This window comes from Bacterioplanoides sp. SCSIO 12839 (genome assembly GCF_024397975.1).
GTDB lineage: Bacteria > Pseudomonadota > Gammaproteobacteria > Pseudomonadales > Oceanobacteraceae > Bacterioplanoides.
Genome location: NZ_CP073745.1, coordinates 3,137,126 through 3,159,403 on the forward strand (window position 1 = coordinate 3,137,126; position 22,278 = coordinate 3,159,403).

The following is a 22,278-nucleotide window of genomic DNA, read 5'->3' on the forward strand; positions in this document are numbered from 1 at the left end:
ATGGCTTTTGGATGCAGGGTATGGGCGCCACCTCGCAGCGTCAAACATTATACCGGGTTCGATTGAGACAACTTTTCCAACAATATGGCTGCCGGTTATTTTGTATCCATATTCCGTTATTTTGTGCACTGGATATTTTACTGATGTCATTTAAGATGAAAATTCAAACCTGAGCCTACCGGGCTTAATATACAGACCGGGATTCGTGATGAGTAAATACCATTTTTCCTCAATAGAAGAGCATCATAAAACAGTCGGGATCCGTCTTCCGGAGCACCCACTGTTTGATGTAATTCGTATTTCCAGTAACGAGGTCAATCAGGAGCTTACCTGCCAGTCTGAGCTAACGATCAGTACAGATTTTTATTCGATCTCCCTGAAAAAGATTACAGCCGGAGAGATTCATTATGGCCGTACTCAATACGATTGCTCCAGCGGAACAATGTTGTTCATGGCACCTCGCCAGGAAGTTTCAACGTCAGGAGTAAAAGTAGAATCCAGTGCGGTCACTATTCTGATTCATGAAGACTTTGTTCATGGTCATCCGATTATGGAACGCTTACTTAAATATCGTTTCTTCGACTACTCCACTCACGAAGCCTTACATGTTTCCCCGAATGAAGAAAATCAGATCATGAGCCTGATTGAGGCCATTGAATCTGAAAACCAGAATAATCGTGATGAGTTTACTAAAGAACTGATTCTGTCACAGATCGATACCATTCTGCGTTACGCTGATCGCTTCTATCATCGTCAGTTTCTGCTGAGAAAAGAAAATAACGTATCGACGTTATCTCAGTTTGAAGCTGTCTTTGATGACCTGCTGTCAGCCAATGACGGCATTCCCGAAATTGATGAAGTTGCCAATGCGCTGAATATGACCAGTCGTTATCTGAGCGATTCGCTGAAAGCGGAAACCGGAAAAACAGCTAAAGAAAATATTCATCTTAAACTGATCGACGTTGCTAAAGATTTGTTATTAGCCTCTAACGATTCCGTGGCCACCATTGCCTATCAAATAGGATTTGAATACCCGCAATATTTTGCGCGCCTGTTTAAAAAGAAAGTGGGGATGACTCCCACCGAGTACCGTCAACACCACTAGAATTTGACTGATTATAACTGCCTATTGAGGCTATTTAGAGAATCAAACTGCGTTATTTCCGGATCTGGCTACTATGAATATTGTCCCTCAACTCATAGTGGCTCCGGAGGAGCAGTATTATGGAAAATCACGGTAATTCCACCGGCCAATGCCCGGTTATGCACGGCAGTAACACATCGTCTTCCACCAGCAACACCGCCTGGTGGCCCAATGCCTTAAACCTCGACATCCTGCATCAGCACGACCACAAAACGAACCCTCTCGGTGATGACTTTAACTATGCCGAAGCCTTCAAAAAGCTGGACCTCGAAGCGGTCAAACGCGACTTAAAAGCGCTTATGACCAACAGCCAGAACTGGTGGCCAGCCGACTGGGGCCATTACGGCGGTTTATTTATTCGCATGGCCTGGCATGCAGCAGGCTCTTATCGCGTGGCCGATGGTCGTGGCGGTGCCAACACAGGCAATCAGCGTTTTGCACCACTCAATAGCTGGCCGGATAACGGCAACCTCGACAAAGCCCGCCGTCTGTTATGGCCAATTAAAAAACAATACGGCAACGCAATTTCCTGGGCCGACCTGATGATTCTGGCAGGCAATATGGCGTATGAATCCATGGGCTTTAAAACCTTTGGTTTTGCCGGTGGCCGTGAAGATATCTGGCACCCGGAAAAAGACACCTACTGGGGTTCAGAGAAAAACTGGCTGCAGGAAAGTGGCGGTGAAGGTACCCGTTATGCGGGCGAAGATCGCTCTGAAAACGGCTTAGAAAACCCGTTAGCTGCGGTAATGATGGGCCTGATTTATGTGAACCCAGAAGGCGTAGACGGCAAGCCCGATCCATTAAAAACCGCTCAGGATATGCGCACTACTTTTGCACGTATGGCGATGAATGATGAAGAAACCGTTGCCTTAACCGCAGGCGGCCACACTGTTGGTAAAGCCCACGGCAATGGTGATGCCGCGAATCTGGGAGCCGATCCGGAAGGGGCCGATATTCACGAACAAGGTTTCGGCTGGATGAACCATAAAAGCCGTGGCATTGGTCGTGATACCGTCACCAGCGGCATCGAAGGTGCCTGGACCAGCAACCCAACCCAATGGGATAACGGCTATTTTGATCTGCTGTTTAAATACGACTGGGAATTAACCCAAAGCCCAGCCGGAGCACACCAGTGGCAACCGGTGAACATTGCAGAAAGCGATATGCCTGCAGACGTTGAAGACGCCAGCATCCGCACCATGCCAATGATGACCGATGCCGATATGGCATTAAAAATGGATCCGGAATACCGCAAAATTTCAGAGCGTTTCCGTGATGATCAGGATTATTTCGAAGACGTATTTGCCCGCGCCTGGTTTAAATTAACCCACCGCGACATGGGCCCAATTTCGCGTTATTTAGGCGCGGATGTACCGTCAGAAGAACTGATCTGGCAAGACCCAATTCCGGCTGGCAATGCCGATTTAAGCACCGCCGATGTGGATGACTTAAAAGCACAAATCCTGGCATCAGATCTGACGGTATCCGAACTGGTCGCAACAGCCTGGGACAGCGCCCGTACCTTCCGTGGCTCCGACTTCCGTGGCGGTGCTAATGGTGCACGCATTCGCTTAGCGCCACAAAAAGACTGGGCAGGTAACGAGCCAGAACGCCTGCAAAAAGTGCTCGCTGTGTTAGAAGGCATTCGTGTAAGCAGCGGCAAAGACGTGAGTCTGGCCGATTTAATTGTGCTGGGTGGCAGCGCCGCCATTGAAAAAGCGGCAAAAGACGCCGGCGTTACGGTTGAAGTACCGTTTGCTGCCGGGCGTGGTGATGCCAGCGATGCACAAACCGATGCCGAATCATTCGCACCACTGGAACCGGTACACGATGGTTTCCGTAACTGGCAAAAAGAGCACTACGCCGTGATGCCAGAAGAGATGTTATTAGATCGCGCTCAGCTACTGGGCTTATCAGCACCAGAAATGACGGTATTAATTGGTGGCCTGCGCGTGCTGGGCACCAACCACGGTGGCAGTGCGCATGGCGTATTCACCGATAATATTGGTGCGCTGAGCAACGACTTCTTCGTCAACTTAACCGATATGTCGTATCGCTGGGAGCCAACCGGCCGTAACTCTTACAACATTGTTGAACGGGATTCCGGCGCGACGAAATGGACCGCCACCCGGGTGGACCTGGTGTTTGGATCTAACTCAATTCTGCGCGCTTACGCCGAGGTGTATGCCCAAGACGACAACAAAGAAAAGTTTGTTGCCGACTTTGTCAAAGCCTGGGTCAAAGTGATGAACGCTGATCGGTTTGATTTGAAATAAACGGATCAGAATAAGCCCTCAGCTCATATAAGCTGAGGGCTTATTTATGGGTGCAAAAATGTTTGCGCCGGATCCACCAGAAAATCATTCCCCATTCCCTGACGTCCGAATAACATCCTATAACTCATTTCAGAACGGTCGGTTAAAGTGACTTCGATATTTTTATCAACCGTGCCCAATACAATTCTGGTGCGAATAACGAAACGTTCTTCTGACTCGCCATTTGAAGATTTGATCGAGCGAACATCCACAATTGGCGCCCAACAACGAATCGTTTTCTCCACATCATAAATATCCGGGTGAATAGAAAAACTTACGCCTACTTTGTCGTCAGACTCTTCCTGAATAATATCATCAACGTGTAAGGACGAAGTTTGTGCTCCGGTATCGACACGTATCTGTAACTTGTTAATCGACAAGTCTGGTAGGCTGCAATTTTCCAGTGCTCCGATAATCAATTTGTCTTTCACTAACGCTTCCATGATCAGCCTTTACCTTTGGTTCGGGTGTTATTGGGCTTAGCATTTTTTTCAATAAAATCGATGATCATCCCGGCTACATTTTTACCGGTTGCCACTTCGATACCTTCCAGGCCAGGTGAAGAGTTCACTTCCATGACCACCGGCCCATGATTAGAACGCAAAATATCCACACCACAAACATTCAGTCCCATAACCTTAGCGGCGTTGACGGCGGTTGCACGCTCTTCCTTACTTAACCGCACCAGTTCAGCTGTACCACCACGGTGCAAATTAGAACGGAATTCACCTTCCGCTCCCTGACGCTTCATGGCAGCAACCACCTTACCGCCAACCACCAGGCAACGAATATCGGCACCGCCGGCTTCTTTAATAAATTCCTGTACCAGGATATTGGCCTTTAATCCCATAAAAGCCTCGATGATGCTTTCCGCTGCTTTATTCGTCTCTGCCAATACCACACCAATCCCCTGAGTGCCTTCCAGCAGTTTAACCACCAAAGGCGCACCACCAACATTTTTAATTAAGTCTTTAATGTTGTCTGGTTTATTAGCAAATCCCGTACGTGGCAGGCCTACCCCTTTACGGGATAACAGCTGCAATGAACGTAATTTATCGCGGGAGCGGCTGATCGCAACCGATTCATTGATGGCAAACGTACCCATCATTTCAAATTGGCGTACTACCGCTGTGCCATAAAAAGTAATAGAGGCACCGATACGCGGAATCACCGCATCGAATTTGGGTAACGGTTCACCGTGATAGCGCACCGACGGATTGCTCGATGTAATATCCATGTAGCAATGCAAGGTATCAATCACATCAATCTCGTGGCCACGATTTCGTGCTTCTTCAACCATACGCCGGGTTGAATAGAGATTTTCATTACGGGATAAAACGCCAATTTTCATAACAATTCTATGGTTTCAGGTATCAACTTGCTTTGATGTAACGATTAATTTGTTGGATCGCTTCAAGATAACTTTGCCAGGCTTTCTCATATTCCGATTCCACGCTTTTCTGGCCCTCACAGAACAACTTAAATTGCTCTTCAACCGGTCCTTCCGGGCTGGCTTCGCCTCTCCATATCGCCGATAAACGGCGGCCATAACGACTCAGTAGTTCAGCCTGTTTGATTGTGAAGTGGCCGCTTCTGGCAAAGCCATTCGGAAAGTGGAGATCATCGTAATACGGTGTGAGATTGTCGCTTTTAATATCCATTAGCCGCCTCTATCGCCGGGTCCATTATCGATTTTGCGGAGTATCGGCATGTAGAGTGTGTAGGTAAATCAATATATATTTATCGTTAAGATAAACAGCTGTTACGGAATAGCGAATGGATCACGATTTACTGAAAACCTTTGTGGAAGTGTCGAAAACCCGACATTTTGGTAAGGCAGCAGAGAACCTGTACCTTACCCAGGCCGCAGTCAGTTCAAGGGTTCGTCAGCTGGAATCTCAACTCAGCGTGCAACTGTTCTTCCGCCAACGCAATAATATCCACCTGACCCCTGCTGGAGAGAAGTTATTGCCTCTGGCCGACGCCAGCCTGACACTGGCACAACGAATCAAACAAGAAGTCGCCATCGCAGAAGAGCAGGAACAACAAATCGCCATTGGTGCAACGCCGAATATCTGGGATGCCTTTTTACAGGCCGAACTTGGCAACCTGTTTACCCGTTTTCCGGGAACCGCGATTCGGGCAGAAGCTCATGCGGCAATGAATATTGCCCGTCAGTTGCTGGAACGAACACTGGATATCGCCATTACCTTTGATGCACCTAAGGTTGATGAAATAAAAAGTGTCGAACTGCTGGAGCTGCCCCTATATATGGTCAGCACTAGCCAGAATTGCACGATTGATCAGGCATTCGCTGGCAACTACGTACTGGTCGACTGGGGTACCATGTTTAATGTACAACACGCCCGCACTTTTAAAGATGCACCGTCAGCTATTTTAAAAACCAACACCGGCCGGATTGCACTGGATTTTCTGCTGAGTAATGGCGGCAGTGCGTATCTCCCTGAAAGTTTGGCCCAACCCTATTTCGAAACCAACCAACTATCCAAAGTGATTGATACCCCGATCATCAATCGCACGGTGTACGCCAGCATGGCGGATAACCCACAACGGCATGAAAGTTATTTAGACGTTATTAATGCACTGAAAGGCGTTCAACCTGAAGTTGCTGAGTCTCTGTCGCCGTAACAACCTCGGCCAACACACATCAAAAAAATGAATTCTTTGCATGACCTCCATGCGAAGAATTCATTAGTCGAAAACAATTATTCATCTATGATTCCTACTTTGTCATGAGCACCAGCCTGGCTCAGGAAGATCCATATCTCTGACTGGTCGCTTTCATATCTCTGAGAGTAGGTAATTCATATATGCGATTATTTAACCTGTGCGCCCTATCATCGGCATTATTCCTTGCTGCCTGCGGCGGTGGTTCCGGTGGCGGCTCTAATGATGGCGCTGATAACGGCGGTTCTGGAAATGGTGGTTCTGGAAATGGGGGCGGCTCCAGCCAGGTTGACCAATTCAGCTACGTGCTGGGGTTGGATGGCAGCATCGCATCGGTCAGCACTCAAAGTCATAAGGGTGAAGTTGTTGTTGAGAGCACCCCTTTTGCATTCTTTCCACAGAAATTCAACAGCAGTGGTGAAACCGAACTGGCAGCACTGTTTGCCCTTCACCAGGGGCAATTAGTGCAGTTAACTCCTGAGAATAATGTTCCCAAAGTGGTTTCGTCTCTGAGCAATCTGAACGAAGACTCATTCTGCGATATGGAAGATCAGGAAAACGGCAGCAACCCACGTTTATTCTTCAGTATGGCCGGGGATGATCAGGATTGTGCAACAAGCAATGATAATCCGGTATTTTATGTCGACGCATCAATGACGGCCGACAACAGTCCGGTCAGGGTCAATAACACAGCCTTGTTTACTGCGATTCGCGCTGAGGCCATTTTATCATCAGCCTATCAAACCGCAGGTTATCTGGTACGTGAGCAAACGTCAGAAGGTAACGTGCTACGCTACTACAACAATCTGTTTTCTCAGTTTGTTACGGTTGATGCAGGCGCAGGTTATAACCCAGAGACAGAAACCTTTTCAGTTACCGATTTTTTCAACACAAATCGCACCATTATTCGCCTCGGCGACGAATACTACGATGCCAGCGTGACCAATTTATCAGATGGTCAGCCGGGTCTTAAATTCCTCACAGCCAGCGATCCTAAAGAAGTGAAAACAACGTCAGATCGTGCTTATTTAGCCCTGGGTTCTGATTATTATCGTCACAATATCGGCCGCTCCGATGTGAAGGAATTTTCGACATTAAATTTAGCGGGCAGTGTAGGCATCGCCATTCTGGAAAATGCCTCCATTATTGCGTCCGACGACAATGTTAATAATCGTATCCAACGTTTTTTACAGGTCGATGAGCGTGGTGATAGTGTCACCTTCCAGTTATTAACTCAGGCAGATTACGACCGCACCGGCACCAGTAGCAGCAGTTTTGGTATGTCGTCTACCGGGCGCGGTGCACTGGTTGAGATCTCATTGCGTTATGACAGTACCGATGATGAAGAATATGCGTTGTACATTGCCAGTAACAATACCATCACACGCTTCGATGACGCTGAGTGGTTGAACACCTCTCTCAATTCAAGCTCGCCGTTTTTTAATCGACCACTGTACAGCCAGTTAAAAAATGATGGGCTGACCGTCGCGGAAGTGAATGAAAATAATCTGGCGACGCCATTAATCTACGGCAGCCTGCCGGCGGGAGTAGAATCGGTGCGGGCAGAGAGTTTTCCGGTGGATGGCCAATTGATTATCACCACCCGCTCATCGCAAGCGGACCTGAACGGCCTGGTGTATCAAATCAAACCGGGAGAAGCCGGTTCATTGCGTCAGATTGATGGGCTGAAAGGATTCTCCGTCGGTATCTGAACCGATCAGCAGCCTGCCAACAGGCACCTCTGAATCCATCAGGCACCTCTGTATAGAGATGCCTGATGGCGTAAATTGCCCGCCCCGAAAACACATCCCAACAACACTTCAGGCATACCTGCGCCTAACTTAAGATCTGCATATCAAAACAAGCCTCTATTAATGGCAAGATTGAACATATCAGAGGCCCGGATGGTTGGTGCACAATACTGGTTATAGAAGGAGTCTCATCCAATAAGAATAACAGCAGGATAATGTATGACTGAACATGCTTCAGAGTTCTCACAACACACCGACGTACTGATCATTGGCGCTGGCGTTTCCGGTATTGGGCTGGCTTATTATTTACAGCGCGATCAGCCGAACAAACAGTTTACTATCCTCGAGTCTCGCCAGGACATCGGTGGCACCTGGGATTTATTCCGTTATCCGGGGATTCGTTCGGACTCCGACCTGTACACCTTTGGTTATGAATTCAAGCCCTGGAAAAGCCCTAAGGCCATTGCCGATGCCGGCACCATCATGGATTACCTGCGCGAAGCGGTCGATGAAAATCAACTGAAGAAAAAAATCCGCTTTAACAGCAAAGTGATTTCGGCTAACTGGTCGAGTCAGGACGCACACTGGAAGGTTGAAATTCAGAATACCGAAACCGGCAAACGTCATGTGATGACGGCCAGCTGGTTATTTTCTGCGGCGGGTTATTACAACTATGAACAGGGCTTTATGCCGGAGTTTAATGGCCGTGACAATTTTAAAGGCCAGATTATTCACCCGCAGCACTGGCCTGAAGATCTGGATTATCAGGGTAAAAAAGTCGTGGTAATTGGTAGTGGTGCCACTGCCGTAACATTAGTGCCTGCAATGGCTGAAAAAGCGCAACACGTCACCATGCTGCAACGCACACCAACGTACGTTGTCAGCCTGCCAACCGAAGACCCGATTGCCAACCTGATCAAAAAGATATTTCCCGAAGCCTTAGCGTACAAAATGATACGCAGTAAAAACATCAACCTCAGTCGTTGGTGGTGGCGTTTTTGCCAGCGTTTTCCGAACGCAGCACGCAAATTAATTCGTGCTGGCACCAAAAAATTATTACCAGAAAACTATCCGGTTGATACCCATTTTAATCCGCCCTACAACCCCTGGGATCAACGACTGTGTGCCGTCACCGATGGTGATTTATTTGAGTCGGTGAGTAATGGCGATGCGTCCATCGTGACGGATCATATCGACACCTTTACCGAAAAAGGCCTGTTATTAAAATCCGGTAAAGAACTGGAAGCCGATATTATCATCACCGCCACCGGCCTCAATGTGCAGCTGTTTGGTGGCATTGATTATCGCGTTGATAACAAACCCATTCAATATCGGGATACCGTCGCCTACAAAAGCCTGATGCTCAGCGGCGTACCAAACTTTGCCTATGCCATTGGTTACACCAACTCATCATGGACATTAAAAATCGGCCTGATCTGCGAACATCTGTGCCGCATCATGCAACACATGACAGAAACCCAACAAGATGTTTGCCAGGCGGACTTACCCGACCCGGATATGCCGACCCGACCATTATTGGATTTTGGTGCCGGTTATGTGCAGCGCGTCATTGATACGTTGCCCCGCCGTGGAATGACAGCCCCTTGGGATGTTGCCATGGATTACAAAGTCGATGAAAAAAATCTGCGCCACGGCCCGGTGACTGACGAGTGCCTGCACTTTTATAAAAAAGAGGGGTATGCCGCGCAACACATCGACACGACATCGGCTAAGCAAGAATCCAGAGAGGCTATCGCTTAGAAGGCCAGGGCCTGTAACAGGCCTAGTGCCAACAGCGCTACAGCTCAAACAACATATCCGTGCGGATAATATATTTAACCCCGCTGCGAATCGTTTCTGAGCTGTGCACACAATGTAATGGGTGCATGCCGTGAGGAAAGCACAATACGCTGCCTGCCGGTGTGCGCACATCCATTTCCTGAACATTATCACCACGACGCGCTGGCTTGCCGGGATCATCGGCATTCACTAAAAAGCGGGTTGCTCCACCTTCAAAGTCTTCACTCAGAAATATCAGAAACGTCATCTGACTATAACGATCCGGATAGGCATTGGTAATTAATTCATTATTAATGACACGCGAGCCCGGCCAGTCACCATCGGTATGAAACTGAAAATAATCACCACTCTGATAACGATAAAAACGGAAACGGGCATTAATCCCTAACGGCTTTTTGCCATTAAAAATATCCAGTTTTTGTTCGGCTAAATGAGCAACCCGTTGCCAGAGTAACGTATCTGTTGTTTCATCCGTCACCCAGGTGACATTATCGTTATGGCGAATTTCCCGCGGTAACGATACCGCGGCATCTTTTAAATATCCCAACGCTTCGCTCGCTTCAATCAAGCGCTGTGTTTCCTGGCGCGACAACACATTAAGCAGCTGATAAGCCCCCGGTACATCGGGCACTTCACGGCGCGAAATCTGGCTGACATCGTAATCGTCATCAAGGCGAACCGGGTTTTCCACACGGCTCGCCCAGGTTGGCAAACTGGGATTTTCAGCACCCGATTCGCGGGCAACCACATAAAAATCTTCGTTCATTCTGCGTTACCTTTAATCATTCATCTAATAATTCATCACACGAATCTGTGTGAATTGACGGTGCCCTTCGGCGGAACCGTGATAGCCAAAACCACTGTGTTTGGCACCAACCCAGGGGCTGTCGCCAGGACCACCCACTCCACCATTAACTGATACCATGCCCGCCTGTAATTGATCAGCGACTTCGGCGGCACCAGAGCCACCAAACACCACCGCACCTAAGCCATAAACCGAATCATTCGCGCGACGAATGGCTTCGTCCATTGAGTCGACGGTCGACATGGCGACGACTGGTCCAAAGGTTTCCAATTGCTCCAGCTGCATATCCGGCGTCATGCCATCCACCACAGTCGGCTGAATAAATGGCAGTGGGTAATCGGCATCACCCAATAAAAATTCAGCACCTTTGTTTTTGGCATCCTGTAATTGCGCCAACACATTCTGGTGCTGCTTGGCATTCACCAACGGGCCGATATTCACACCCGGCTCATTCCAGCCGCCAACCCGGTATTGCCCGGCAATTTGCACTACCAGCTCGCGGAAATGATCAGCGACACGATGATCCACATAAATACGTTCGGTGGATGTACACATTTGCCCGGCATTTTCGAATGAACTGGCAACCGCAAAACGTGCCGCTGCGTGTAAATCGGCACCCGCCATAACAATCATCGGGTCATTACCGCCCAGCTCCATCACCAGGCGTTTTAAACCACCGGCGGCGTTCGCCATAATATCCCGTCCGGCAGCAACCGAGCCGGTAAAGGCAATCATATTAATATCGGCTTGCACCAACATCCGGCCAACATCACCTTCACCATGAATAATCTGCAACACACCTTCGGGTAACTGTTGCTGCAACGCTTTCACAAACACATCGGCAACCAATGGGGTATTTTCCGACGGTTTTAGCACCACACTGTTTCCGGCAATTAAGGCTGGAATCAGCAGATTATTCGCCATTGCCAGCGGGTAGTTCCACGGCGAGATCAACCCAACTACACCCAAAGGCTGGTATTGAATCTGGCTACTGACAGCAATTTGTTTTGGCTCAAAAGCCTCAGCCGTTTCACGTGCCATATAAGGGGCATTGGCCATTGCACCACCGGCTTCATAATGAGCACGACGTTGATCTTTACCCATTTCCAGGCTGATTAAACGGGTCAGCTCCGGATGCAGTGGTTCTAACTGCTGATAAGCCTTGGTGAGCATTTCAACGCGTTGTTGCAAAGGGTGTTGCGCCCATACTGTTTGTGCACGTTTGGCCTGATCAACCACTGCCAGGACATCCTGTTGGGACGCAATCGGTACCCGCCCCACTTCCTCGTTATTCAGTGGGTTGGTAGAAATTAAAAAGTCACTCATAAAAAGACATCTCGGTTCGGTCATGCACGTATTGATTGGCGCAGAGTACGCGGGATAACATACAAACAGAAACAAGCTTTAGGTGTAAGAGATACAAGTGAATGCTTTTAACCGCCTGGATATCCGCCAGCTCCGCACCCTTCACTATCTGCTGCGCGAACAAAACGTGTCACGCGTCGCCGATCAGCTGGGGGTTACCCAGCAGGCAGTCAGCGACCAGCTGAAGAAGTTGCGGATTACCTTTAACGATCGGCTGTTTATCCGCCGGGGTAATGGCATTGCCCCCACGCCGTTTGCTGAAGCGCTGCAACCTAAGGTGATCAATGCCTTAAATGCCCTGGAGCAGCTGGTTGAGCCTCTGGTGTTTGATCCGACCACGGTCAGCAGTACCTTCACCATCAGTTGTACCGATCTGGAACAAAAAACCATCCTGCCTTATTTGCTGCAGCAACTGCGTAAAGAAGCCCCCCAACTGAAACTGGCAGTAAAAACCCTTAACCTCGATCAACTCGGCACCGAGCTGTTAAATGGCGAAGTTGATCTGGTCATCACCAACCCCTTATTTGCGCCAGCAAGCTATCCCGCTCAAACCCTCTACCGGGAACAATATGTTTGTGTTGCCTCTTGTCATAACCGCCTGATCCGGCCTTATATGACGGTGGCTGAGGTCGCAAAAATTCCACAGTTAGTGGTATCGCCATCGCGGGGGGATTTCACCGGAGCTGCGCAACAGTGGTTTGAAAAACAAGGGCACCCACGTAACGTGGTGTTGTCCGTTCCTACTTTTACTGCTGCAAAAGCCGCCATTGCAGAAACCGACCTGTGTGGTTTTATTCCGGCTCGGTTATTACCCGACCCGGAATTAAAGGCAATTTCGCTCGATCGTGATATGCCAGGTTTTGATGTGATTGCCGTATGGCATCAGCGTTCGTCTCAGGATGCGTTACACCAATGGTTACGGGATAAGTTGGCAGGGCTATTTAATACATAACCCTGCCACTGATTAATTTGCCAGCCGTAATAATGGGTGACGCTTGAGTACCCAGGCCTGGTCGGTGGTCATTGAGAAAGGCAGAAAGTCGGGATGTCCGGCCCAGAACAGGACATTACTTGCACCGCCAGCATGACCACATTCATGGTCGGCTACCACACCGTCTTTATCACCTTTACCATCATCACCAAACGCCGGGTTCGGGTTATCACGACCGTCGTACGTCGCGGCGTCACACTCTGGCGTGTCGGCAATCGTGTCAAAGGTTAAACCGTTCATTTCAGTGGTATGCTCCAGCGACATAAAATGCATGGCTTCATGCAGAATATTACCGGCTTGTTGCTGCAGCTCTTCGCTGGCATTACTGCTACGACCATCGATGACGCTGTATGCTTTTCTGGCAACGGCAAAACAAGTTTCGTCGGCATCGGCATCAAGAATCACACCGGCAAATGGAGATGACCCGGCATTACCGCCCTTAAAGTCTTCAATAAACAAAGCATTTAATGCCATATCATTGTCACTGACGTTATAGAGTGCCCGGCAAGCATTGTTAAATGAGTCGCCATCCTCATCATCGATTACCTTAAAAGCATTGGTTTGTGCTGCATCGGCAACATAAACATTCACAGAATCCAATGTCATACGATGAGGATTAAGCATGGTGTTAATATTGGCTTTATAGTCATTTTTCAGCGTGTTCTGAAAAGCAGCACTGCGGTAAATCGGGTTAGGGTCGGTAATAAAAATATTCAGATCGACAGCCAGTTCCGTCAGGTCAATATCGCCACCCGCCGGATTGGATTTCACATAAACCTTAGCATCCGACAAGTTAACATCGCCAACCTGCTGCAGAACAAAACGATATGTGCCTTTATTTAACGTCATTTTTGGCGTTGACGGTAAAAATGCCGTAATGGTGTTTTCACCGGCAATGGCCGACTTAATCACATCACTGGTTACATTAAAATCTTCTCCCTTCAATTCGGCGCGATAAATAGTCACACCCGCAGGGTCGATAATTTCTTTCACCAGAATACCGCCATCGTCACCACTGGCTTTCAGATTCAGTAACATCGAAACATCATTTTCACCGATCTCAACGGCAAACGATTTTTCTTTATTTAAAGCAGTAGCGGAATAATTAAGCTGTTTTAAAATTGGCGACAGTGTTTTTGTACTATTGGCAGCCACCGCATTGATGTTTCCGGAAGTACCGGTATTCCCTGAAGTGTTGTTATCTGAGTCGGATGAGCTGCCACCAGAAGAGCTGCCACAAGCCGCCAATAATGCGGCCGCGGCCATTATGGGTAGTACGTTAAAAAGCTTCATTAATGTTCTCCACACGTCAAACACAAGGTCGTTATCAATTTATGTGGAGAGCCTAACAAAGCTAACTGAACGTTAACTGAATTGTTGGTTTAAGAAAAAATCAGAATGGCTTTAACCACCCCCGGCATTCATCCAGTCTAACGTTGCCTGACGGCTTTCATCCGTCACGGCTTTGACCACTGGGTTCGCCAATACCGCTTCACGCCAACGCGCCATGTTCGGGCCAAGTGTTAAGGTACGGCCGAAAACCGGCAGCAGAATATCCGCCAGTTCAATGGTCGCCGGGAAAGCGCAGTCGGCATAACCAATATGTTCACCGGTCATAAACGGAGCTGCAGTGAATAAGGTTTCCAGCTTCTGTAAACGCTCTTCAAATTTATTCAGATGCTCATCCAGCTCCGCCTGATTGCGACCAGCCGGATCAACATGAGCAAAGGTGCGACGCAGGTGAGGCTCCAGCCAGATATCGTGGTAACGCGCCAGAAAACGATGCTGAGCACGCTTCAGGTTGTCGTCTCCCAATAAAGACACCTCCGGATAAGCGTCTTCAAGGAACTCCATGATGACATCTGACTCTGAGAAATACTGATCATCAACACGTAATGCGGGAATCGTACCCAGTGGCACCAGCTGCATGTATTCCTCGGTGCTGTAACCACCCGGTGGTGGTGAGATGGTACAAGCGATGTTTTTCAGCCCCAGCGCAATTCGCACTTTAGCGCTGTATGTGCTGACGGGCAGAGAAAAGAGTTCCATACTGATCCTTATAATTTTCGCGCGTCTCTGACACCAGGTTGTCAGGGACGCCAATGGTTTCAATAACTTAGAGTAGACTATGAATCGTCCTGACAGTTTCAGCGAATGGCAAAGAATTTCACAACAGCTGAGTTTTCCCGACTCTTCTTTTATCCACGGCCGCTCTCACCAAGCCGTCAGCGGCGGCACTCTGGCAGTTGTGTCACCGCGAGATGGTCAGGTCTTAACGCAACTCAGCGCCTGTGATGAGCAAGACGCTGATATCGCCGTACAATCCTCCCGAGACGCTTTTGAACAAGGCGTCTGGAGCCGCATAGCCGCTAAGCAGCGCAAACACATCATGCTGGCTTGGGCTGACCTGGTGGAGCAGCACACAACCGAACTGGCGCTGCTGGAAACCCTGGATATGGGCATGACCATCAGTGACAGCAGCCAGATGAACATTCCCGGTGCTGTTGATTGCATTCGCTGGTTTGCCGAACTAGCTGACAAACAATATGACGAAATCGCTCCGACCGCGCCCAATGCCCTAACCCGCATTCACCGCGTACCCGTAGGTGTGGTTGCCGCCGTTGTGCCGTGGAATTACCCGTTGATGATTGCCTGCTGGAAAGCCGCTCCGGCACTGGCAATGGGTAACTCCGTCATTATCAAACCCGCGGAGCAATCGTCGTTGGCAACCATCCGCCTGGCACAGCTGGCGTATGAAGCCGGTATCCCGGCCGGGGTTTTAAACGTGCTGACCGGCACTGGCGAGCAGGCTGGCAAAGCACTGGGGCTGCACATAGACGTTGATGCACTGGCCTTTACCGGCTCAACCCGGGTTGGCGGTTTGTACATGCAATACGCCGGGCAATCCAACCTTAAACGTGTGTCGCTGGAATGTGGTGGCAAAACCCCCAATATCGTTTTGGCCGATTGTGCCGATCTGGATAAAGCCGCTGCAGCCATCGTATTGGGTGCATTTGGTAACTCAGGACAAATTTGTAATGCCGGGTCGCGGCTGATTGTTGAACGCTCGGTGCATGCCGAACTGATGCAAAAGGTCCGGGCCTTAACCGAACAATTGGTCGTGGGTGATCCACTGGATCCGGCAACCCAAATGGCCTGCCTGGTGGATCAGCAACACAGCCAGCGGGTGGTGCAATACATTCAGCAAGGGCAACAGGAAGGTGCGGCTTTATTGTTGGGTGGTGATCATCAAGCCAACAGCTGCTTTATACAACCGACTATTTTTGATCAAGTAAACGCGCAAATGAGTATTGCCCGGGAAGAGATTTTTGGCCCGGTATTATCCGTGATTCCGGTAGACGATCTTGATCAGGCCATCGAGGTCGCCAACGCCACCATTTACGGTTTGGGCAGTGCAATCTGGACCCAGAATATGAAACACATGGAGCGTGCCGCACAAGAAATTAAAGCCGGTGTGATCTGGGTAAATTGCCACGATCATGGTGATATTTCATCGCCGGTGGGCGGTTTTAAACAGTCTGGTTTTGGCCGCGACAAATCCGTTCATGCGCTGGATAAATACGTGGAATACAAAACCGTGTGGATCGATCTGTCGGACTAGGGTCTGTTAACACCATGCCGACCCGGACAAAGCTGCCAATTTCAGGTTGGCAGCTGAATCTTGCTGGTAAAGCCATCAGAAACAGCGACAATACCGCTTCTTTTTCGCTGAAGTATGAGCACCTATGAAATCGTTTTTCACCAAACTCTTCTCCCCTATCCTGAATCTGTTTGAAACAGCTAACACCTCTGGCACTCCAGCCACCACTCCAGCCAACTACAAGCCTTCTCACCGGTTGATTCTGATTGTGGTGGGCACCTTATTTACCCTGTTATCCCTTGGCTTATGTGTGATTGCAATTAACTCCGGGATTATGGGTGGACTCTTCCCTGCCATTATTTTCTTTGCCGTAGGCTTGGTGGCTGTTGTGGTTGGCTCACTGGGATCAGATCATGCCGTCGCCAAAATCTGGGGGAATAAATCCTGAGCGGGTACTTAACCGTGGCCCAGAAATTACAAGAATGTAATTCCTTAAATTGAGAATAACTAGCATTCTCACACCTATGATAAATTGCCGTCCTCGTTAGTGTGCGTGTGGGTCAAATGATGTTTATCGCGTCGAACCCATGCGTTCAGCAGTCATTTGAGGATTTGTAATCATGAGACCTATCGCTTATCTGCCTAATCATAAGCATCCGCTCAGTCGTGCTGTTTCCTTTGCACTGTTATCTCTGAGCCTCTCGACCACCGGATTTGCAGTTCAGGCGGAGGAAGACAACAAAACCGTTGCGCTGGATACCATTGTTGTTACCGGACAAAAATTTGATCGCTCATTACAGCAAACCAAGAACAGCGTTGCGGTTGTGACCAACGACGATATTGAAAACTACACCATCGGTAATGTATCCGATGTATTTGATACCATTCCAAATACCAATGGCACATTGAGCGGTGGATTTAATATTCGTGGTATTGATGCCTTTAATGTTTCCGGCGGTGGCAACAGCTTTTTAGCCAGCATGTATTTTGATGGTGCCCCGATGCCTTACTGGGTCATCGCTAAGAATGCATTTTCGCTGTGGGATGTCTCTCAGGTTGAGGTATTTCGTGGTCCTCAATCAACCATTCAGGGGCGCAATGCGCTGGCCGGTGCAGTAATCATTCGGTCGAATGATCCAAGCTATGAATCTTCAGCAAAATTACAGGCCGTCGTGGGGGATAATGGTCAGGAAGAGTATGCATTTGCCGGTGGTGGTGCATTAATTGAAGACCAGCTTGCTGTACGTATTGCCGCCGAGACCAAAGATTTTGATGGCTATAATTACAATATAACGCGTAATGAACATTCCGATTTCCGCAATAGCGACAACTATCGCGCTAAAGTTCTGTTCGAACCGAAAGCACTCGAGGGTTTCTCATCACTTTTCACCTACACGCATAATGAAAATGAATTAGGCGCGCTTTGGTCAAATACCGCAAAGGCCGGAGGCAATCGTGATGTCAGCTTTAATTCTCCGTATGAAGAAACCACAACAACCGATATTTATACGCTGGAAATGAGCTATCCCATTAATGGCATCTGGGCACTCGACAGCATCACCACCTATAACGAAACCGATTATAACTACCTTTCGGATACCGATTTCAGTGCTGAAGATCTGTCAGCCAATCACTTGAAGCAGGGCCACGACACCACCAGCCAGGAACTGCGATTAACGTTCGATTATGGCCCTCTGACTGGAGTTACAGGGCTATATTATTCAAATCTGGATGTCACTGAAGACTTATCCGGTCGTCGAGCTATGAGCTTAGAGGCATTGGGAGTTCCTGATCTGTTAGTTGCTCCAACCGAATCAGGCGGCATCGGCTTGCCTCAGGCACTCGCCGATCAGGTGCTGGCACTTTACGCACCCGCCAACCCGGTTCTGTTGGGTACCAGTACCGACCTAAGTCAAAAAGTTGAATCCATGGCCTTCTTTACGGATATCACCTACGCCATTAATGAGCACTGGGATGTACTTGCTGGCATACGTTATGACAAAGAGAAACAGGAAAACGCCTCCAGCAGTCTGGTAACCATCAACAATGCTGATCAACTGCCGGATCCTGGCGACTACGCTCAGACTATCCCAGCACTTGTGCCATTATTGGCGGGCATCAATCAGAGCTTCATCGACCAGGCAGCAGCCGCATCAGAAAATGCACCTGCTGTTGATAAAACTTTTCATGCCTGGTTACCCAAATTAGGGGCCACCTATAACTTTAATAACAATGCATCGCTCACCGCACTCTACCAGAAAGGCTATCGTTCTGGGGGTGTTGGAGTGAATATCGCCCGATCTGATGTGTATAACTACGATCAGGAATACACCGATAACTACGAGCTGGCTTTACGCACGGTTTGGTTAGATGGATCTCTGGTGGTGAATAGCAACCTGTTTTATCTGGATTGGGAAGATCAACAGGTCTCAGTTCAGTTATCGGGCAATCAGTTTGATCGTGAAACCGTTAATTCAGGGGCATCGACGGTGCGTGGGTTTGAAACTGAAGTCTTTTATTACCCAACCCCAGCATTAACGATTACTGCAGGAGTTGGTTATGCCAAAAGTGAGTTTGATACCTTCCTATACGCCTTCAGTGATCAGGTAAGGGATTTATCCGGTAGAAGTTTTGAAGATGCTCCCGAAAAAACCGCCAATATTGCGGTTAATTATGACTTTGATTCGGGTGTATTCATCAATGTTAATGCAAACTATGCCAGCAGCTCACAGGCTTACCTTGACCCAGAGGTGTTTCTGTCAGACTTTGATCCGGCAACCGATTCAGATCCAGAGAACGATGCACGCACTCTGGTTAATCTACAATTAGGTTATGAATATAAAAACTACAAAGCTTTTGTGAGTGTTCGCAATGCATTAGACGAAGAGTATATTGAACGTTATCGCAATGAAACCCGGCCAGAAATGAACCTGGGCGAACCCCGCCAGACCAGCCTGACATTACAGGCAAACTTCTGATCACTACCAACACAGGGCGAACATAAGTTCGTCCTGCTTTTATTTTTTCATGGGGAAAATAATTTCCCAGCATAAACCACGATCGGTTTCTTTTTGCTGAATATGACCTTTCAACTGGTTCTGAACCAGATGATGAATCAGCGTAAACCCCAGCCCTTCTTTTTCCAGGTTATGGTTTAAACCGCAGCCGTCATCCTCAAAAGTAAACTTCACCCATTCTTGCTGAATATCGTTCTCAGAAATCCGGCAAATCTGGCTAAATTGCACTCGGATATTCCCCGACTCTTGTAAGACAAAGGCGTACTTCAGGCTGTTACTCAGCATTTCATTCAGAAGCTGACCGCAAGTCAGCAATTGATCTAACGATTGCTGTTCAATTGTCACCTCCAACGACCAAGTAATTTTTTCATTTGGTGAGTACAGCTGCCAGATTTCTTCAATTAACGCCTGATAATACACAGACGGTTGAACATGGCTGAGATTATCGGCTCGATATAGCTGATTATGAATTAACTCAATGGTGTATATGCGGCTGCGTAAATCTTTTAACAATGCTTCCGTTGGCTTGCCACGATAACGGCGCTGCTGTAATTGGATAAAACCGATAATAACAGCCAGATTATTTTTAACCCGATGATGCACTTCGCGCAGTAATGTTTCCTGATCTTTTACGGCAGTGGATAATTGTTGATTTTGTTGATCAAGCTCCCGTGTGCGTTGCTGAACCTGGCGATCTAATCCTTCAATGGTCGATTCCAGTTTAGCAACCATATTATTAAATTCACGAGCGAGAACACCCAGCTCATCGCCTCGCATAAAAGGTACGCGTAAACTTAAATCACCCCGACCAACACGCTCAGCATAACGACTCAACTGCTTAATCGGCATTACAACCCGGCGCGACAACCACCACGCACCTACAACGCCGAGAAACAAGCAAAAAACAAGGGTAATGATAATTTCAGACAGTACCTGATCGGCTTGATAATTCAGATCGTTATCGTAACTAATAGATACCAGATGCACCGCACGACTAGGCTCGAAAAAAACATGTGCGGTAGCCGGATAAATAAAATTCTTCGGATCGTCAACATGGTTCCACACAATATCGATACTGCGACCTTGCTTTGCCGCTAATTTAAAATCATCCAGATATCGATTTCCCGTTATTGGGTTATTGCCTGATTTGAGAATGGCCGATAAATCAAAGCCTTCTAACGTATAAATCGTATTTAAGTTAGTGAATAAATAAAATGCCTGGCCATGGTCACCAAAACGCGTGCCATCGAGTAACTTCTTAAGCATTCCCTCTAGTTTCAAATAACTGTCTTTAGGCGAGTTGGGTAGTAACGTAGCATCCACATCCATGCCAACAATGATATTCAGTGCTTTAAAATAACGGGCAATCAGTGGCTTGCTATCAATCAGGTAATATACATCCCAAGGAACTGAAGCGCTGGCTTCTTGCTGTGCTTTAACCTGCTGAATAAAATGACGAAATTCTTGTCGGTGATAATCGGATATCTCACTGGGCTGACCATGAGGATGATAAATCCAGCTGCCATCTTCTTCAGTAACCCAAAAGTGATTTCCCATTTCATGTGCCAGCGGCTTAATAAATTCAACAATTGAAGACACGGCTTGTGAACGAGTCTGCTCACCTACCAGCAGCCTTTGTTCCAAGACCTGCACATGCTCACGCATAGGGGCAAAAAGCTGTTCCAGCTCTGCCTGATGACTCTCGACCACAAAACGATCAATCGTTTTGGATAATTGCGCCCCTGCCGACATCATCAGTTGCGCATGCGATAACTGGGTTTCATATCGCTGCCGATCTAATTCCCGAACCTGCTGTACCAAAACCGGAGCCAGAATAACGCCAATTAACATCAGCAATAACAGGGTTAATCCGCTGATGAATAAAAAAAGCTGGCGACTTAAGGAATCAGTCATGACCAATGGCTCTATCGATGTTAACCACTAACTGATAGCCACTGTCCACCACGTTTTTGATGGCGGTTGCTCCCCCAGCTTTCTGACGCAGGCGATGCAGCAATGTTCTCAATGCACTGACTTTGATTTCTTTGGTGTTCCATACCGAGAGGCAAATCTGCTCAAAGCTGATCAACGTATTTGCATTGAGTGCCAGAGTCTCAAGGAATTTTTGCTCTTTTGGTGTCAACTTGACGCTGGCACCATCACGAACCAATACGCCGCTGAATAATTGATATTGAGTGGACGCCGACAATTGAAACACTGTTGGCGATTCACTCTCAGGTAGCCGTTTCAGGCTTTCGATATCACGGTTGAGCTGCTGTTGTCGTTCATGCTGGTTAAGTGCCAGCATCAAGGTGGCGTTCAGCGTTTCCTGATGAAACGGCTTTTTCAAATAACCATAAGAAGACGCTGCTAAAGCCTCGCGAACACTGTGATCGTCAACATAAGAGGTTAGAAAAACAACCGGAATATCTAACTCCAGGCTGATCACCTTAGCCGCGTCGGTGCCGGTTTTTTCACCCTCCAGCTTGATATCCATCAACACTAACTGTGGATTTAATACCCGACACAACTCAATGCTTTCTTCTGCGCTGCTGCACAGCCCAACGATGGCATACCCCATTTCCTGTAAGGATTCTTTCAGATCCAGCGCCAGAATGGGTTCATCTTCAACAATCAGAATTCGATGTGGCATAAACAACAACCAGCAATGACTTACTTTATCGCCATTGTATGTGATCAGGATATTTCAGGCACCTGAATAATATTGTCCACATTGGTCAGGTTAAAGGAAGTTTTGCCAGATAACGCACACAAAAATCACCTCAGCACAGATGCTT

General features: G+C 48.0%; 18 protein-coding genes. 9 read left to right on the forward strand and 9 right to left on the reverse strand.

The window, feature by feature from the left end:
• Nucleotides 1-208: 208 nt before the first annotated feature.
• Entirely contained in the window at nt 209-1,105 is an 897-nt protein-coding gene (locus KFF03_RS14225; protein WP_255857578.1) for an AraC family transcriptional regulator, read from the forward strand.
• Nucleotides 1,106-1,224: 119 nt separating this feature from the next.
• Nucleotides 1,225-3,423, forward strand: coding sequence for a catalase/peroxidase HPI (gene katG, locus KFF03_RS14230; RefSeq protein ID WP_255857579.1), 2,199 nt, complete (start codon nt 1,225-1,227; stop codon nt 3,421-3,423).
• A 44-nt stretch (nt 3,424-3,467) separates the two neighbouring features.
• Here katG and KFF03_RS14235 read toward each other — a convergent pair whose 3' ends face one another.
• From KFF03_RS14235 to maoP, 3 genes are read right to left on the reverse strand one after another with little or no spacing between them, the layout of a single operon-like run.
• Nucleotides 3,468-3,905, reverse strand: a complete 438-nt coding sequence (locus tag KFF03_RS14235) for a RimK/LysX family protein (RefSeq protein WP_255857580.1) — start codon at nt 3,903-3,905, stop codon at nt 3,468-3,470.
• 2 nt (nt 3,906-3,907) lie between these two features.
• Nucleotides 3,908-4,813 carry a 30S ribosomal protein S6--L-glutamate ligase gene (gene rimK, locus KFF03_RS14240; RefSeq protein WP_255857581.1) on the reverse strand — a complete coding sequence of 302 codons (906 nt, stop codon included), beginning with the start codon at nt 4,811-4,813 and terminating at the stop codon, nt 3,908-3,910.
• A 22-nt stretch (nt 4,814-4,835) separates the two neighbouring features.
• Nucleotides 4,836-5,123, reverse strand: coding sequence for a DUF413 domain-containing protein (gene maoP / locus KFF03_RS14245; RefSeq protein ID WP_255857582.1), 288 nt, complete (start codon nt 5,121-5,123; stop codon nt 4,836-4,838).
• 115 nt (nt 5,124-5,238) lie between these two features.
• Here maoP and KFF03_RS14250 point away from each other — a divergent pair, with 115 nt between their 5' ends.
• The 3 genes from KFF03_RS14250 to KFF03_RS14260 all read left to right on the forward strand — a co-directional run bounded on the left by KFF03_RS14250 (nt 5,239) and on the right by KFF03_RS14260 (nt 9,662).
• On the forward strand, nt 5,239-6,111 hold the full coding sequence (locus tag KFF03_RS14250; RefSeq protein WP_255857583.1) for a LysR family transcriptional regulator: 873 nt from the start codon (nt 5,239-5,241) through the stop codon (nt 6,109-6,111).
• A 182-nt stretch (nt 6,112-6,293) separates the two neighbouring features.
• Nucleotides 6,294-7,862: a hypothetical protein gene (locus KFF03_RS14255; RefSeq protein WP_255857584.1), complete on the forward strand. Its 1,569-nt coding sequence runs from the start codon at nt 6,294-6,296 to the stop codon at nt 7,860-7,862.
• 258 nt (nt 7,863-8,120) lie between these two features.
• The gene (locus KFF03_RS14260; protein WP_255857585.1) at nt 8,121-9,662 is read left to right on the forward strand and encodes an NAD(P)/FAD-dependent oxidoreductase; all 1,542 of its coding nucleotides are present in this window, start codon (nt 8,121-8,123) and stop codon (nt 9,660-9,662) included.
• A gap of 37 nt (nt 9,663-9,699) precedes the next feature.
• Here the strand turns inward: KFF03_RS14260 and KFF03_RS14265 are convergent, their stop codons facing one another.
• Both KFF03_RS14265 and KFF03_RS14270 read right to left on the reverse strand, forming a co-directional pair.
• Nucleotides 9,700-10,467 carry an oxidoreductase gene (locus KFF03_RS14265; protein WP_255857586.1) on the reverse strand — a complete coding sequence of 256 codons (768 nt, stop codon included), beginning with the start codon at nt 10,465-10,467 and terminating at the stop codon, nt 9,700-9,702.
• 24 nt (nt 10,468-10,491) lie between these two features.
• A complete protein-coding gene (locus KFF03_RS14270; RefSeq protein WP_255857587.1) occupies nt 10,492-11,832 on the reverse strand; it encodes an aldehyde dehydrogenase in 1,341 nt (446 codons plus the stop codon).
• A gap of 97 nt (nt 11,833-11,929) precedes the next feature.
• Here KFF03_RS14270 and KFF03_RS14275 point away from each other — a divergent pair, with 97 nt between their 5' ends.
• A complete protein-coding gene (locus tag KFF03_RS14275) occupies nt 11,930-12,823 on the forward strand; it encodes a LysR family transcriptional regulator (protein ID WP_255857588.1) in 894 nt (297 codons plus the stop codon).
• Nucleotides 12,824-12,835: 12 nt separating this feature from the next.
• On the opposite strand, the gene KFF03_RS14280 is transcribed toward KFF03_RS14275, so the two are convergent.
• Both KFF03_RS14280 and KFF03_RS14285 read right to left on the reverse strand, forming a co-directional pair.
• Nucleotides 12,836-14,155: a hypothetical protein gene (locus KFF03_RS14280; protein ID WP_255857589.1), complete on the reverse strand. Its 1,320-nt coding sequence runs from the start codon at nt 14,153-14,155 to the stop codon at nt 12,836-12,838.
• 111 nt (nt 14,156-14,266) lie between these two features.
• Nucleotides 14,267-14,911, reverse strand: a complete 645-nt coding sequence (locus tag KFF03_RS14285; RefSeq protein ID WP_255857590.1) for a glutathione S-transferase family protein — start codon at nt 14,909-14,911, stop codon at nt 14,267-14,269.
• A gap of 79 nt (nt 14,912-14,990) precedes the next feature.
• Between KFF03_RS14285 and KFF03_RS14290 the strand changes: the two genes are divergently transcribed.
• The 3 genes from KFF03_RS14290 (at nt 14,991) to KFF03_RS14300 (ending at nt 19,441) form a co-directional block, all read left to right on the forward strand.
• Nucleotides 14,991-16,484 (forward strand): aldehyde dehydrogenase, encoded by a 1,494-nt coding sequence (locus KFF03_RS14290; protein WP_255857591.1) that lies wholly within the window; start codon nt 14,991-14,993, stop codon nt 16,482-16,484.
• A 124-nt stretch (nt 16,485-16,608) separates the two neighbouring features.
• Nucleotides 16,609-16,911 carry a hypothetical protein gene (locus tag KFF03_RS14295; RefSeq protein ID WP_255857592.1) on the forward strand — a complete coding sequence of 101 codons (303 nt, stop codon included), beginning with the start codon at nt 16,609-16,611 and terminating at the stop codon, nt 16,909-16,911.
• A 172-nt stretch (nt 16,912-17,083) separates the two neighbouring features.
• Entirely contained in the window at nt 17,084-19,441 is a 2,358-nt protein-coding gene (locus tag KFF03_RS14300) for a TonB-dependent receptor (protein WP_255857593.1), read from the forward strand.
• Between the two features lie 39 nt (nt 19,442-19,480).
• Here the strand turns inward: KFF03_RS14300 and KFF03_RS14305 are convergent, their stop codons facing one another.
• On the reverse strand, nt 19,481-21,394 hold the full coding sequence (locus KFF03_RS14305) for a histidine kinase dimerization/phosphoacceptor domain -containing protein (RefSeq protein WP_255857594.1): 1,914 nt from the start codon (nt 21,392-21,394) through the stop codon (nt 19,481-19,483).
• On the reverse strand, nt 21,387-22,133 hold the full coding sequence (locus tag KFF03_RS14310; protein ID WP_255857595.1) for a response regulator: 747 nt from the start codon (nt 22,131-22,133) through the stop codon (nt 21,387-21,389). The genes KFF03_RS14305 and KFF03_RS14310 overlap by 8 nt, the downstream gene beginning before the upstream one ends.
• Nucleotides 22,134-22,278: the final 145 nt, after the last annotated feature.

Excerpts from the sequence above, each read along its gene's own strand:
- KFF03_RS14225 (WP_255857578.1), top strand. The coding sequence starts at position 209 with ATGAGTAAATACCATTTTTCCTCAATAGAAGAGCATCATAAAACAGTC.
- katG (WP_255857579.1), top strand. The coding sequence starts at position 1,225 with ATGGAAAATCACGGTAATTCCACCGGCCAATGCCCGGTTATGCACGGC.
- KFF03_RS14235 (WP_255857580.1), bottom strand. The coding sequence starts at position 3,905 with ATGGAAGCGTTAGTGAAAGACAAATTGATTATCGGAGCACTGGAAAAT.
- rimK (WP_255857581.1), bottom strand. The coding sequence starts at position 4,813 with ATGAAAATTGGCGTTTTATCCCGTAATGAAAATCTCTATTCAACCCGG.
- maoP (WP_255857582.1), bottom strand. The coding sequence starts at position 5,123 with ATGGATATTAAAAGCGACAATCTCACACCGTATTACGATGATCTCCAC.
- KFF03_RS14250 (WP_255857583.1), top strand. The coding sequence starts at position 5,239 with ATGGATCACGATTTACTGAAAACCTTTGTGGAAGTGTCGAAAACCCGA.
- KFF03_RS14255 (WP_255857584.1), top strand. The coding sequence starts at position 6,294 with ATGCGATTATTTAACCTGTGCGCCCTATCATCGGCATTATTCCTTGCT.
- KFF03_RS14260 (WP_255857585.1), top strand. The coding sequence starts at position 8,121 with ATGACTGAACATGCTTCAGAGTTCTCACAACACACCGACGTACTGATC.
- KFF03_RS14265 (WP_255857586.1), bottom strand. The coding sequence starts at position 10,467 with ATGAACGAAGATTTTTATGTGGTTGCCCGCGAATCGGGTGCTGAAAAT.
- KFF03_RS14270 (WP_255857587.1), bottom strand. The coding sequence starts at position 11,832 with ATGAGTGACTTTTTAATTTCTACCAACCCACTGAATAACGAGGAAGTG.
- KFF03_RS14280 (WP_255857589.1), bottom strand. The coding sequence starts at position 14,155 with ATGAAGCTTTTTAACGTACTACCCATAATGGCCGCGGCCGCATTATTG.
- KFF03_RS14285 (WP_255857590.1), bottom strand. The coding sequence starts at position 14,911 with ATGGAACTCTTTTCTCTGCCCGTCAGCACATACAGCGCTAAAGTGCGA.
- KFF03_RS14290 (WP_255857591.1), top strand. The coding sequence starts at position 14,991 with ATGAATCGTCCTGACAGTTTCAGCGAATGGCAAAGAATTTCACAACAG.
- KFF03_RS14295 (WP_255857592.1), top strand. The coding sequence starts at position 16,609 with ATGAAATCGTTTTTCACCAAACTCTTCTCCCCTATCCTGAATCTGTTT.
- KFF03_RS14300 (WP_255857593.1), top strand. The coding sequence starts at position 17,084 with ATGAGACCTATCGCTTATCTGCCTAATCATAAGCATCCGCTCAGTCGT.
- KFF03_RS14305 (WP_255857594.1), bottom strand. The coding sequence starts at position 21,394 with ATGACTGATTCCTTAAGTCGCCAGCTTTTTTTATTCATCAGCGGATTA.
- KFF03_RS14310 (WP_255857595.1), bottom strand. The coding sequence starts at position 22,133 with ATGCCACATCGAATTCTGATTGTTGAAGATGAACCCATTCTGGCGCTG.